This window comes from Streptomyces sp. NPDC001816 (genome assembly GCF_042892235.1).
In the GTDB taxonomy this organism is placed as follows: domain Bacteria; phylum Actinomycetota; class Actinomycetes; order Streptomycetales; family Streptomycetaceae; genus Streptomyces.
This window is the reverse complement of sequence record NZ_JBIATY010000001.1, coordinates 1,227,722-1,241,029: the sequence shown is the minus strand read 5'-3', so window position 1 is coordinate 1,241,029 and position 13,308 is coordinate 1,227,722. Positions and strand designations below refer to the sequence as shown.

Sequence of the window (13,308 nt, the reverse complement as noted above, 5' to 3'; positions counted from 1 at the left end):
CCCGCGCCGTCGTGCTCCGGCGCGGGGACCTCTGTCGTACGGCTGTGCCCGTGCGAGGGGTCAGCAGTTCCCGGTGTCCGCCTTCCCGTCGAACCGGTCGCCGAGCCAGGACACCACGTCGGCGACCGCCTGGGCGTCGCCGGTGAGGTGGTCGCCCACGTACGAGGTCCAGCGGGTGGTGATGCCGGCGGCGCAGTAGGCGCGGCGGGTCTCGCCCGCCATCCGGGCGGGGATCACCTCGTCCAGCAGGCCGCGGTACTGCAGCACCGGGAAGCCGATCTCGTAGCGGGCGCCCGAGCCGGGGGTGCCGACCCCGGCGCCCAGTTTGTTGGCCTCGACGGCGTCGCCCCAGGTGGTGCCGTCGGAGCCGTGCAGGGCGTAGATCTGGTCGAGCGTCAGCCCGTCCCTGGTGTACTGCTCGATCCGCGCGCCCGGGAAGCGGCTCACGGTACCGACCGCGCACAGCGACTCGGCGTCCTTGACGGCCTTGCGGCCACTGTCGTTGAGGAGGCCGTCGAACGGCATGTCGGGATGGGTGACGGACAGACCGATGAACGCGTCCACCAGGAACCCGGCGAAGAACTGTCCGTCGAGGTTGCTCGCCACCTGCTTGAGGTCGGTGGGGGTCCCGCCGGAGGCAGAGCCCACGACCTTCAGTTCGGGGGCGTACGACCGGGCGAGCTGGGCCGCCCACAGGCTGCCGGAACCGCCCTCCGAGTAGCCCCAGATCCCGACCTCGGCAGCGGGGCTCACCCCGGCGCCGGGCATCCGGGAGGCCGCGCGGGCCATGTCGAGGGTGGCGTGACCGGCCTCCACTCCGGAGGCGTAGGGGTGGACCTGGCCGTCCATGTAGCCCTGGCCGTCCGTCGCGGCGACGGCGTAACCGGCGTTGAGCAGCGCCGCGATGTTCGGGCCCTCGTAGGCGTCCTGGTACTGGCCCGCGAGCTGCTTGGAGAACGCGCACTGCGGTCCGATGCCGAGGGTGCCGGGCACGAACGCGACCAGCGGCCGCTCGCCCGGTCCGGTCCACGGCTTCTGCGGTACGACGACGGTGCCGACGACGGAGACCGGCCGGCCCCGCCCGTCGGTGGAGCCGTACTGCACCTTCCAGGCGTTCAGCGGGGGACCGCCGATCACCATGGGCAGCGAGTCGACCTTGCGGCAGGCGACGACGGCGCCCGGTGCGACGGTGGGGCTGTCCGGGGGCCGGTAGATGTCGGCGTCGGCGGCGGAGCACGCCTCCGGCGTCCCGGCCTCCGCGGTCACCGCCGGCATCGCCAGCAGTCCGCCGAGCAGGCCCGCGGCGGCGGCGAGCAGTGCGGCTCTCTTCGGCAACGGCTTCCTGGGCCTCGGGGAGTTCACCTCAGAGCGTCCCTTCTTTGGGGTGAAGAGTGAAGCTGAGCAGGCCGAGAGGTTACGGAGGCGTAGGTAAGCGCTGATAGTTAAAGGACGACGAACCGGCGGGGGCAGGGCTGTGCGCCGGTGACTAGCGTGGTGGCAGGGCCGATCGGCTCCTCGGGCAACCGGAGACGGGCCCGATGTCGTCCTCCTGATCACCATGCCCACTACACATCCGGCCGGCTTCCCGGCGTCCCCGATCAGCCAGTTGCTCGACTTCACCTGGACCCAGACCCGGGCCTGCGCCTTCGCCATCGCCCTGTTGTCCGGAGTGGCGGCATCGGCCCTGCTGCCACCGCTGCCGGTGGCCCGCTACGACCTGCTCGCCTGCTACGGCGTGCTCCTCACGCTGCTGTTCTGGCGGCGCGGCTGGGAGAGCGGACGCGACGTCGCCGTCATCGCCGCCTGCCATGTCATCGGTCTCGCCTTCGAGTTGGTGAAGGTCTCGCTCGGCTCGTGGAGCTACCCGGAACCGGCCGTGCTGAAGTTCGCGGGCGTCCCGCTGTACGGAGGCTTCCTCTACGCGGCCGTCGGCAGCTACATCTGCCGGGCCTGGCACCTGTTCGACCTCGAGGTGGTCCGCTACCGGCCGCGGGCGACGGCCCTGGTGGCCGCCGCCGTCTACGTCAACTTCTTCAGCCACCACTGGCTGCCCGACGTCCGCTGGCCGCTGGCGGCCCTCCTCGTGGCCGTCACCGCGGGCACCACCGTGCACTTCACGGTGCGCGGGACACGGCGGCGCATGCCGCTCGCGCTGTCCTTCACCCTGATCGGGTTCTTCCTGTGGCTGGCGGAGAACCTCGCCACCTATGTGGGCGCGTGGCGCTACCCGTACCAGCTGCACGGCTGGCAGCCCGTCGACGTCGGCAAGTTCGGCGCCTGGGCACTGCTCATCAGCGTCACGTTCGTCCTCGCGGCGTTCGGCCGGTCCAGGACACCCTCCGCACCCCGGTGACTGCCGTCGCCCCAGGCTCCCCGGGCAGGGGGGGAGCCTGGGGCCGCGGCTTCCGACAGCTGATCGAGTCGGGGCTCCGGTGGCGGCGGACGTCCGGTCAGCCGGACAGGCCGGCCAGCAACCGTCGGTCCCGGGGGGCCGGTTTGCGGTCGAGGCGGGTGTCCAGGAGGCGGCGGGCGGCGTCACTGCGGCCCGCCGCCACGAGCGCGTACAGCAGTGTCTCCTCGACGACCTCCCGCTGGGCCGCGCTGCCGCCGACGCTGCGCAGCACGGGCAGCAGCGCGTCCAGGCCACGGGCCGCCTCCACGAAGCGTTCCTCGACGAGTGCGGCCAGCGCCTCGCACAGCGGGGCGACGACCTCGCGTTGCACCTGGTCCGCTCCCAGGGCGTGATCGCGCAGCCGGCGCAGCGCGGGCAGGTCCCCGGCGGCGGTGCGGGCGACCGCGACATGCAGCGCGGTGAACGCCGTCGCCGGCCGCTCCAGCACCTCCCGCTCGACCGCCTCCAGCACGTCGGCCGCGGGCAGTTCGCCCCGCCAGCTGTCGCTCAGCCGCGCCCGCCACAGCAGCGACCCCGAGTCGACCAGGGCCCGCATTCCGGTGACCCGGCCGGGCGCGAGCTGTGCGAACCAGCGCCTGCGGACCGCCGCCGGGTCGTCCAGGGCGAGTTCGTGCAGCGCGATGTGCCAGGAGAAGTGCGCCCGGTGGACCGCGCCCCGGCCCCGGCCCGACACCCAGCGGTCCAGCCAGTCACGTCCGGCCTCGTGCGCGCCCGACTCGTAGTGCACGTGCGCCAGGGCGTGCACGGCGTGCCCCGAGGCGGGCTCGACCGCCAGCGCCCGGTGCGCCAGCTCGCCCGCCTCGTGCAGGCGGCCCTCCTCCTGGCGCAGGAAGGCGAGCAGCGAGGTGTGGAACCAGTGCCCGTCGTACGCCGGTGACGTCAGTCGGAGCAGACCGAGCGCGTCGTCGTCGTGCAGGTCGCTGACCCCGGAGAAGGCGATGGTGGGCACGGCGGCGGCGAGCGCGAGCGCGTCGGCGGGGTAGGTCCGCAGGTGTCGTACGAGCGCCTCGTCCCCGTCGTCGCCGGTGATCCGCCGCGTGACGACGTCCACGAAGGACCGCTCACGTGAGTCGGCCCGCTCGCGGGCCGAGCGCTGTGCGTCGGCGAGGGCGCGGGGCACGTCGACGGCGGCCCCGCACTCGTGGCCCAGCAGCGCCAGGGCGGCGTGGCCGAGGGCGAAGCCGGGGTCGAGGGCGACCGCGCGGGCGAAGGCCTGCGGGGCTCCGGAGCGGACCTTGAGGACCCGGTCGAGCCCGCCTCGGTAGGCGGCGGCCGCCTCGGCATGGGTGGTCAGGGCGAGGCCGTGCCCGTCGACGGGGCGGCGGGTCGTACGGCGCCTCGGGGTGAGCGGGGCCAGCAGCTGCTGGGCCAACTCGGCTGCCTGGACGCGGATTTCGGGGATCGCGGTGGTCTCCCACAGCTCGCCCCGGCGCGGGGCACCCAGCGTGAACAGCGGGAGCCCCACGCCGCCCCGGGCGTCGAGGAGGCGGCCGTCCCGGGTCGCGGCGCCGATTCCGAGCGGGCCGGGAACCGCCGCCCCGGACGCGAACAGCCCATGCCAGAGCGGGTCGTCGAGGTTCCGCCCCGGGCCGGTGCAGTCGACCACCCAACCCACGTGCAGCGTACGGCCGCCCGACAGCTCGACGGCGAGCCCTCCGCCGTCGCACGCCGTGGCCCGCACGACCCTGCCCGTGTGGACCTGGAGGCGGCGCGCGGTGCGGGCCCGGGAGACGTGCTCGGCGGTGGCGGGGGCCATGCGGTGGCGGTGGGTGTTCCACAGGGCGCCCTCGCGGGCGAGGAACTCCTCCCGCTCCTCGAGGGTGAGGCTGTGCCACAGGCGCGTGATGTGCGGGCGGAGGCTGTCGAGGCCGGGGCGCCAGTCGCCGTGGGTGCGGACCGAGCGGCTGAGGTGCCGGTAGACGGCGCGGCGCAGTCGGCCCAGGGACGTGTCGTGCAAATCCTGCGGCGCGGGCATCACGGCGGCCGGACCGAGCGTGTGCGGCTGGGGCAGCAGGCCGTTGCGGGAGAGGGCGTGGAGGGTGCGGCCGGGGCGGTCGAGGGTCAGCGCCAGGTCGACGGCGGTCAGGCCCGTGCCGACGAGCAGCACGTCGTCGCTGCCGTCCCGGGCGCCGGCCGAGGGGCATTCCAGGGCCTCGTCCAGCGCGCCCGGCGCCCACGGCGTGCCGACGAAGCGAGGCGAGGCGTGCAGGGCGGGCGGAGCCCATGCGGCGGTCGCGGCGGCGGGTCCGGTGGCGAGGACGGCGGCGTCGGCGGTCAGGTGTCCCCCGTCGGCGAGGCTCAGCTCCACCCCGCCGTCGGGGGTGCCGTCGCAGCCCTCCGCCCGGGTGCGCAGCCGGCGTACGGCGACCGTGCCGTGGGCGCGGACGATCGCCTGGCCGAGGGTGTCGGCGAGGTAGGCGCCGTAGCGGTAGCGGGTGGCGTAGTCGGCGCCGGTGACCTCGGGTTCGCCGTGCCGGCACAGCCAGCGGGTGAAGTGGCCCGGATCGTCGGGGTAGGCGCTCATGTTGCCGGCGGGCACGTTCAGGCGGTGGCGTGGGTCACGGGTGGCGTAGGCGGTGCCCCGGCCCGCCTCGGGGGCCGCGTCGATCAGGACGACGTCGAGGGGAGTCCGGCGGCGGGTCGCCGTCTCGCAGAGCTGAACGGTGGTCAGGGCGCCTGCCGCGCCGGCTCCGACGATGGCCACGGTGTGCCGCTTGCGGACGTCGGTCATGTATACCTCCGGCGGGTCGGTGAAACTGTTTCTTCACTCTTCCGACCGGGTCCGGGCCCCCACAACCACGACTTCCAGCCGTCTCGGCGTGTCCTCATCGGAATCTCAGGGAGCACCCCACGGATTCAAAGGGCCGGCCCAGAGAAGCGGCGCAGGATGCCCACGCACGGAGAGACAACTCAGGAAGGCGTGTCGTGGGCGTGTCGCACATATCGAACCGGTCCGGACAGCGGGCTCGCGGGTGGTCCCGGCGCGGGATCCTCGCCGCTCTCGGAGCGGTACCGGCCGTCGCCCTGGCGGGCTGCAGCTCCTCGGCCGATGCCTCGGCGGCATCGGACGGCAAGGGCGCCACGGCGTCCGCGCGGGCCGCGACGACGAAGAAGGCGACCATCGCCGTCACGCCCGCGGCCGGCACGAAAAAGGCTGATTTCACCAGCCCCGTCGAGGTGACCGTCGCCGACGGCACGTTGACCTCCGTCCATGTCACCGGCAACGACGGCTCCACCCTGGCGGGCACCCTCGACTCGGCCAGGATCAAGTGGACTTCGGCCCGCAATCCGTACTCGGGCACGAAGTACACGGTGACGGCCAAGGCGGAGGGCGCCGCCGAGGAGGCCGTGTCGACGTTCACCACCAGGTCGCCCGGCGCCACGTTCGTCGGCTACTTCACGCCCGAGGCGGGCTCCACCTCCGGCGTCGGCATGCCGGTGTCGATCAACTTCACGCACGCCGTCGCCGACCGGGCCGCCGTCCAGAAGGCGATCACGGTGACCGCCGAACCGGCCGTCGAGGTGGTCGGGCACTGGTTCAGCGACACCCGGCTGGACTTCCGCCCCGAAACCTATTGGGCCCCCGGCACGAAGATCACCCTCAGCCTGCGCCTGAAGGACGTCGAGGGCGCGGACGGCGTCTACGGCACCCAGCACAAGGACGTCACCTTCCACATCGGCCGCGAGCAGATCAGCACGGTCGACCTCGCGACGAAGACGATGACGGTCCGCCGGGACGGGAAGGCCGCCGCCAGCTACCCGGTCACCGGCGGCGACTCCGGCCACACCACCTGGTCCGGGATCATGGTGATCAGCGAGCGGTTCCAGCAGACCCGCATGGAGTCGTCCACGGTCGGTCTCGGCGACGAGTACGACATCCCGGACGTGCCGCACGCCCAGCGACTCACCACCTCCGGCACCTTCGTGCACGGCAACTACTGGGCGTCGACTGCCGTGTTCGGGCACCAGAACGCCAGTCACGGCTGCATCGGCCTGCACGACACCAAGGGCGCCGGCGACAGCTCCGTGGCCGGCTACAAGTTCTACGAGAGTTCGATGCTCGGCGACGTGGTGATCGTGAAGAACTCCGGCGAGAAGACGGTGGACCCGGCCAACGGGCTCAACGGGTGGAACCTGTCGTGGGCCGAGTGGAAGGCGGGCAGCGCGGTCTGAGCCGGTCTGGGTGGCTTCACGGGGTGAACTCCCGTGCGACAAAAGGAGTTTCTCTGCTTTAACTCTTGACGACCGCAGGGCCGGGGAGCACATTGGCGGCACCTTGAGAGCGCTCTCACCCCATTCATGGGAGCGCTCTCACAACACTCCCGCACCCCCCTCCGTACCCGAGAGGCCCTCCCTCATGAGCGAATCCTCCGGCATACCCAGACCCCGCGCCCTGCGCCGCGCGCTCGTGGCCGTGGCCGCCACGCTCGGTCTGGCCGCCGCCGTGGCGACGGCGGCCACCGCACCCGCCAGCGCCTCGGCCCCGACTCCCCCGTCGGGCTGGACGCAGGTCTTCCTCGACGACTTCAACGGCTCGGCCGGCTCCGGTGTCAACACCTCCAACTGGCAGTACGACACCGGGACTTCGTACCCCGGCGGCGCCGCGAACTGGGGCACCGGCGAGGTCGAGACGATGACCTCCAGCACCAACAACGTCTCGCTGGACGGCAACGGCAACCTGCTCATCACGCCGCGCCGCGACGCGTCCGGCAACTGGACCTCCGGGCGCATCGAGACGACCCGCACCGACTTCCAGCCACCGGCCGGCGGCAAGCTGCGCGTGCAGGCCCGTATCCAGATGCCCGACGTCACCGGCGCGGCCGCCAAGGGCTACTGGCCGGCGTTCTGGATGCTGGGCGCGCCCTACCGCGGCAACTACCAGAACTGGCCGAGCGTCGGCGAGCTGGACATCATGGAGAACGTCCAGGGCCTGAACACCGACTGGGCCACGATGCACTGCGGCACCAACCCGGGCGGCCCCTGCAACGAGACCTCCGGCATCGGCAACTCCACCTCCTGCACCGGCAGCACCTGCCAGGCGGGCTTCCACACCTACGCGATGGAGTGGGACCGCTCCACCAGCCCCGAGGAGATCCGCTTCTACCTCGACGGCGTCAACTTCCACACGGTCAGGGCCAACCAGGTCGACGCGACCACCTGGGCCAACGCCACCAGTCACGGCTTCTTCGTCATCCTGAACGTGGCGATGGGCGGCGGCTTCCCGGCCGCCTTCGGCGGCGGCCCGGACAGCGGCACCGAGCCGAACCACCCGATGGCCGTGGACTACGTGCAGGTGCTCCAGGCCACGGGCGGCGGCACCACTCCCCCGCCCTCCGGCAACCGGGACGCCTACAGCGCGATCCAGGCCGAGTCGTACGACAGCCAGTCCGGCGTGAGCACCGAGGCCACCACGGACACCGGCGGCGGACAGGACATCGGATACCTCGCGAACGGCGACTGGGCCCTCTACAAGGGCGTCAACTTCGGCTCCACCGCCGCCACCCAGTTCTACGCGCGGGTGGCGAGCGGCGCCGGGTCCGGGGTCAGCGGCCTGGTCGAGGTGCGCCTCGACAGCCGGAGCAACGCCCCCATCGGCAGCTTCGCCCTGTCCAACACCGGGGGCTGGCAGAGCTGGCGGACGATCCCGGCGAACATCACCTCGGTGACCGGCACGCACGACGTCTACCTCACCTTCACCAGCGGCCAGCCGTCCGACTTCCTGAACGTGAACTGGTTCGACTTCGGCCACTGACAAGACGGACGAGGGTGCCGACGCCGCCCCGCGAGCAGGACCGACGCGGCCTACGCATCCAGCCCGGTCCGGAAGTGAGTCCACGCTCTCTCCCCGGACCGGGCTGATGCACGCTCGGCGGGGCTGCGAAAGCGGGCGGACAGCCGCCAGCAGATCCGTCTGAAACCGTCCGATCCGCGTTACCTGCGCAGGGACTTCGCGGAGTTCACCGCACGTTTCAGGCCCGGCTGGCCGTCCGACATCGGCCGGCCCGTACTCGCCGGCTGACCACCGTCGCCGTCAGTCCGACTGCGGTCGCCGCAGCCCCCGAAGGAGTAGTTCGACCAGTCGGCGGGGGTCGTAGCGGGGGTCGCTGTCGCGGCCGATGCAGAGGTTGCCGATGCCGCGCATCAGTTCGTAGGGGTGCGTACCGGGCCTGATCTCGCCGGCGTCGACCGCGGTGTCGAGCAACTGTGCGCAGACGGGCACCAGGCGGTCGAGGAAGTAGGTGTGCAGCGCCTCGAAACCGCTGCTGTCCGACTGCATTGCGTTGGCGAGGCCGTGCTTGGTGACCAGGAAGTCGACGAAGAGGTCGACCCACTGGCTTAGTGCCGCGAACGGGGAGTCGGCACCGGCCAGCAGGCTCGGGCCGGCCTCGGCGCAGGCCTCGACCTGGTGGCGGTAGACGGCGACGACGAGATCCGCCCGCGTCGGGAAGTGGCGGTAGATGGTCCCCACCCCGACCCCCGCCCTGGCCGCGATCTCACGGATCGGCGCATCGACGCCGGAGGTGACGAACACCGCGGCGGCGGCGGCAAGCAGCGTCTGCTGATTGCGCTGTGCGTCGGCCCGCCTGCTTCGGGCCGGCACCTCCCCGGACTGTCCTGCAGTGGGCACCGCGCTCTCCTCCCGATGATCCTTGCCTAAACGGAACAGCGTTCCGTATATTAATCGGAACGACGTTCCGGTTTCAGGGTAGCTGAAGCCGGACGCTCCCGACCGCCTTCCCCCGCCGGACGAACGAGACCGGCGGCAGAGGCATCCGAAGGGACACACACCTCGTGAGTGCATCGACTTACACAGCAGGCAGTCTCAGCTCGCCCACCCCCGTCCTCTCGGTCGGTCCGGTGGTGCTGCCGGCCCCCGACCGCGCCGTGGACCTCCAGGTGCGCGTCTCCGCGCCGGTGACCGGAACCAACCTGCCGGTCATCCTCCTCTCGCACGGCCAGGGCTACTCGAACCATCTGTCCTCACTGAACGGCTACGCACCCCTCGTCAACTTCTGGGCGGCGCACGGCTTCGTCGTGATCCAGCCCACCCACCTGAGTTCGCGGACCCTGACCCTGGATCCCGACACCCCCGGGGCCCCTCTGTACTGGCGATCACGCGCCGAGGACATGACGCGCATCCTCGACCGGCTGGACGAGATCGAGGCCGCCGTCCCGCAACTCCCCGGACGCCTGGACCGGAGCAAGGTCGCGGTGGCCGGGCACTCGATGGGCGGGCACACCGCGAGCCTGCTGCTGGGCGCCCGGCTCACCGATCCGGACGACGGAAAGGAAGTGAACCTGGCCGACCCCCGGATCAAGGCGGGGGTGCTGCTCGCCGCACCCGGCCGAGGGGGCGACGCCCTCACCGGGTTCGTGGCCGAGAACTGGCCCTTCTTCTCGACCACGGACTTCTCCGGGATGACGACGCCCACGCTCGTGGTCGCCGGCGACAAGGACGACTCCGCCCACCTGACGGTCCGGGGCCCGGACTGGCACGCCGATCCGTACGTCCTCTCCCCGGGCCCCAAGTCCCTGCTCACCCTGTTCGACGCGGAACACGGCCTCGGCGGGGTCTCCGGATACGACGTCGCCGAGACCACGGACGAGAACCCCGAGCGCGTGGCCGCGATCCAGCGGCTCACCTGGGCCTACCTCCGCAGCCGGCTCAACCCCGGGGATCCCGCCTGGCAGGCGGCGTGCGACGCACTGGCAGCCGACCCGAGCCCGCTCGGACGGGTCGAGTCCAAGTAACCCGGGAGCTCTACCGCAGCTCCGCCCGGAACGCCGCCGGCGTGACGCCGGTGTGCAGATGGAAGAACTTGGAGAAATTCGCCGCGTCGGGGAAGCCCACGGCCGCCCCGACGCGGCCGATCGGCATGTCCGTGTGGGCGAGGAGGCGCTTGGCCTCCAGGACCACCCGCTTGTCGATGAACCCCTTCGGCGTCTCGCCGGTGGCCGCGCCGACCGCGCGGACGAGGGTGCGGCGGGAGTAACCGAGCGCGTCGGCGTACGCGCTGACGCTGTGGTTGGTGGCGAACCCCTGCTCGACGGCGTCCCGGAACAGGGTGAAGGTGGTGTCCGCCTGCTCCCGGGACGACTCCGCCGAACTGGCCGCGAGGTGGGCCAGACGCAGCAGGAACGCGGTCAGCGTGTGCCGGAGCACGGCCGTGTGCAGGCTCAGCGGGAGCGTCGCGGTGTCCTCGTACTCACGGCGCAGCTGGTCGAGGCCGGCTTGGAGCGCGGCGAGTTGTGCCGGTTCGGGGTGCAGCAGCGGGGGCAGGTCGTAGCGGTAGAGGCCGGTGGCCTCGACGGTGGCGCGGGGCAGGAAACCGGGCTGCATGGTCAGCACGGTGCCGCGGTACTGGCTGGTCCGGGAGAACCGGTGGACCTGTCCGGGGCGGATCCACAGCAGGTCGCCGGCCGACGCCTCGTACTCGGCGAAGTCGATCATGTGCCGGACAGGGCCCTCGGTGAAGAGCATGACGACGTGGAAGTCGATGCGGTGGACACGGTGCAGTGGCGCGTCGACGTGCCAGCTGTGGTCGGTCCCCATGGGGCCGACCTGCATGCCGACGCCGCCGACGGCCAGCTCCGTCGGGAAGGGGAAGGTCCTGATTCCCTCACCGTCGCCTCGGTGTGTTCTGCCTGCCATGTCTCGCATGTCCTGCTCGTGCCGTCCCTGTCGCCCGATCGCTGTCCCACATTCACCACAGGCTGACACACCTCTCCCTTCCCTCTAAAAAGTCAGACTTTTACTTTTGAACGCGTCCAGCCAGCGATCCGCACTGAACGAGGACTTCTTGAAGATGAGCACGCAGACATCCGACGGCTTCGAGTGGACAGAGCTCGACCGGCGTGCCGTGGACACCGCCCGGCTTCTCGCGGCTGACGCCGTGCAGAAGGTCGGCAACGGCCACCCGGGCACCGCGATGAGCCTGGCCCCTGCCGCGTACACGATCTTTCAGAAGGTGATGCGACACGACCCGGCCGACCCGGAGTGGACCGGCCGTGACCGTTTCGTGCTGTCCCCCGGCCACACCTCGCTGACCCTCTACACCCAGCTCTTCCTCGCCGGGTACGAGCTGGAGCTGGACGACCTGAAGGCGTTCCGCACCCATGGCTCGAAGACGCCCGGCCACCCCGAGTACGGGCACACCGCCGGCGTCGAGACCACCACAGGACCGCTCGGCCAGGGCGTCGCCAACGCCGTCGGCATGGCGATGGCCGCCCGCTACGAGCGCGGCCTGTTCGACCCCGAGGCCCCCGAGGGCACCTCCCCCTTCGACCACACCGTCTGGGCGATCGTGTCCGACGGCGACCTGGAGGAGGGCGTCTCCGCCGAGGCCTCCTCCCTGGCCGGCCACCAGAAGCTCGGCAACCTGGTCTTCCTCTACGACGACAACCACATCTCCATCGAGGGCGACACCGCGACCGCCTTCTCCGAGGACGTGCTGAAGCGGTACGAGGCCTACGGCTGGCACACCCAGCGCATCGAGCCCACCGCCGACGGCGACGTCGACGTGCCCGCCCTGTACGCGGCGCTGAAGGCCGCGCAGGCCGAGACCGGGCGCCCCTCGATCATCGCGATGCGCACGATCATCGCCTGGCCGGCCCCGAACGCGCAGAACACCGAGGCCTCCCACGGCTCCGCGCTCGGCGCGGACGAGATCGCGGCCACCAAGCGCGTCCTCGGTTTCGACCCGGAGCAGTCCTTCGAGGTCACCGACGAGGTCCTGAACCACACCCGCCGGGCCCTGGACCGGGGCGCCGAGGCGCACGCGGCCTGGGACAAGCGGATCGCCGAGTGGCGCACGGCCGACGCCGAGCGGGCTCAGCTGTTCGACCGGATCAGCAAGGGCGAGCTGCCCGAGGGCTGGGAGAACGCCCTGCCGGTGTTCGAGGAGGGCAGGTCCGTCGCCACCCGAGCCGCCTCCGGCAAGGTGCTGCAGGCGCTCGGCCCGGTCCTCCCCGAGCTGTGGGGCGGCTCCGCCGACCTGGCCGGCTCGAACAACACCACCATCGACAAGACCAGCTCCTTCCTGCCGAAGGGCAACCCGCTGCCCGAGGCGGACCCGTACGGCCGCACCGTCCACTTCGGCATCCGCGAGTTCTCGATGGCCGCGGAGATGAACGGCATCGCCCTGCACGGCAACACCCGCGTCTACGGCGGCACCTTCCTGGTCTTCTCCGACTACATGCGCAACGCCGTCCGGATGTCGGCGCTGATGCAGCTGCCCGTGACGTACGTGTGGACGCACGACTCCATCGGCCTCGGCGAGGACGGGCCCACCCACCAGCCGGTCGAGCACCTGGCCTCGCTGCGCGCGATCCCGGGCCTGAACGTCGTCCGCCCGGCGGACGCCAACGAGACCGCGGTCGTCTGGGCCGAGATCCTGAAGAGGCACGCCACCGCCCCGGCCCCGCACGGGCTCGCGCTCACCCGCCAGGCCGTGCCGGTGTACGCGCTCCACGAGGACGCGGCCAAGGGCGGCTACGTGCTGCGCGAGTCCTCCACCGAGACCCCGGAGGTGATCATCATCGCGACGGGATCCGAGGTGCAGCTGGCCGTCGCCGCACGGGAGCAGCTGGAGGCCGAGGGGATCGGCGCGCGGGTGGTGTCGATGCCGTCCGTGGAGTGGTTCGAGGAGCAGGAGCAGGGGTACCGGGACTCCGTGCTGCCGCCGGCCGTGAAGGCCCGCGTCGCCGTCGAGGCAGGTATCGGTCTGACGTGGTACCGGTTCGTGGGCGACGCAGGTCGGATTGTCTCACTCGAGCATTTCGGCGCCTCCGCCGATGCGACCACACTGTTCACCGAGTTCGGCTTCACCCCCGAGAACGTCGCCGCCGCTGCCCGCGAATCGCTGGCCGCCGCGCGCGCCTGATACCGACGCGAC

General features: G+C 71.8%; 9 protein-coding genes. 5 read left to right on the top strand and 4 right to left on the bottom strand.

The genetic code is table 11. The annotated features are described in order from the left end of the window. Positions 1-60: 60 nt before the first annotated feature. Positions 61-1,335, bottom strand: a complete 1,275-nt coding sequence (locus ACFYZZ_RS05585; protein WP_389171880.1) for a lipase family protein — start codon at positions 1,333-1,335, stop codon at positions 61-63. 223 nt (positions 1,336-1,558) lie between these two features. Between ACFYZZ_RS05585 and ACFYZZ_RS05580 the strand changes: the two genes are divergently transcribed. Then, entirely contained in the window at positions 1,559-2,353 is a 795-nt protein-coding gene (locus ACFYZZ_RS05580; protein WP_389171878.1) for a DUF817 domain-containing protein, read from the top strand. A gap of 97 nt (positions 2,354-2,450) precedes the next feature. Here ACFYZZ_RS05580 and ACFYZZ_RS05575 read toward each other — a convergent pair whose 3' ends face one another. Next, the gene (locus ACFYZZ_RS05575; protein ID WP_389171875.1) at positions 2,451-5,144 is read right to left on the bottom strand and encodes an FAD/NAD(P)-binding protein; all 2,694 of its coding nucleotides are present in this window, start codon (positions 5,142-5,144) and stop codon (positions 2,451-2,453) included. 194 nt (positions 5,145-5,338) lie between these two features. Between ACFYZZ_RS05575 and ACFYZZ_RS05570 the strand changes: the two genes are divergently transcribed. Beyond that, a complete protein-coding gene (locus ACFYZZ_RS05570; RefSeq protein ID WP_389171873.1) occupies positions 5,339-6,586 on the top strand; it encodes an Ig-like domain-containing protein in 1,248 nt (415 codons plus the stop codon). 184 nt (positions 6,587-6,770) lie between these two features. Then, positions 6,771-8,165 carry a glycoside hydrolase family 16 protein gene (locus ACFYZZ_RS05565; protein WP_389171870.1) on the top strand — a complete coding sequence of 465 codons (1,395 nt, stop codon included), beginning with the start codon at positions 6,771-6,773 and terminating at the stop codon, positions 8,163-8,165. Positions 8,166-8,444: 279 nt separating this feature from the next. Here the strand turns inward: ACFYZZ_RS05565 and ACFYZZ_RS05560 are convergent, their stop codons facing one another. Continuing rightward, positions 8,445-9,041, bottom strand: a complete 597-nt coding sequence (locus tag ACFYZZ_RS05560) for a TetR/AcrR family transcriptional regulator (RefSeq protein ID WP_389171867.1) — start codon at positions 9,039-9,041, stop codon at positions 8,445-8,447. A gap of 164 nt (positions 9,042-9,205) precedes the next feature. On the opposite strand from ACFYZZ_RS05560, the gene ACFYZZ_RS05555 reads away from it, so the two are divergent. Then, entirely contained in the window at positions 9,206-10,165 is a 960-nt protein-coding gene (locus ACFYZZ_RS05555; RefSeq protein ID WP_389171865.1) for an alpha/beta hydrolase family protein, read from the top strand. A 10-nt stretch (positions 10,166-10,175) separates the two neighbouring features. Here ACFYZZ_RS05555 and ACFYZZ_RS05550 read toward each other — a convergent pair whose 3' ends face one another. Continuing rightward, positions 10,176-11,066, bottom strand: coding sequence for a helix-turn-helix domain-containing protein (locus ACFYZZ_RS05550; RefSeq protein ID WP_389171862.1), 891 nt, complete (start codon positions 11,064-11,066; stop codon positions 10,176-10,178). Between the two features lie 154 nt (positions 11,067-11,220). On the opposite strand from ACFYZZ_RS05550, the gene tkt reads away from it, so the two are divergent. Continuing rightward, positions 11,221-13,296: a transketolase gene (tkt, locus tag ACFYZZ_RS05545; protein WP_389171859.1), complete on the top strand. Its 2,076-nt coding sequence runs from the start codon at positions 11,221-11,223 to the stop codon at positions 13,294-13,296. Positions 13,297-13,308: the final 12 nt, after the last annotated feature.

What these genes read in the sequence shown, in the direction of transcription:
- ACFYZZ_RS05580 (WP_389171878.1), top strand. Translation starts at nt 1,559, where the DNA reads ATGCCCACTACACATCCGGCCGGCTTCCCGGCGTCCCCGATCAGCCAG.
- ACFYZZ_RS05575 (WP_389171875.1), bottom strand. Translation starts at nt 5,144, where the DNA reads ATGACCGACGTCCGCAAGCGGCACACCGTGGCCATCGTCGGAGCCGGC.
- ACFYZZ_RS05565 (WP_389171870.1), top strand. Translation starts at nt 6,771, where the DNA reads ATGAGCGAATCCTCCGGCATACCCAGACCCCGCGCCCTGCGCCGCGCG.
- ACFYZZ_RS05550 (WP_389171862.1), bottom strand. Translation starts at nt 11,066, where the DNA reads ATGGCAGGCAGAACACACCGAGGCGACGGTGAGGGAATCAGGACCTTC.
- tkt (WP_389171859.1), top strand. Translation starts at nt 11,221, where the DNA reads ATGAGCACGCAGACATCCGACGGCTTCGAGTGGACAGAGCTCGACCGG.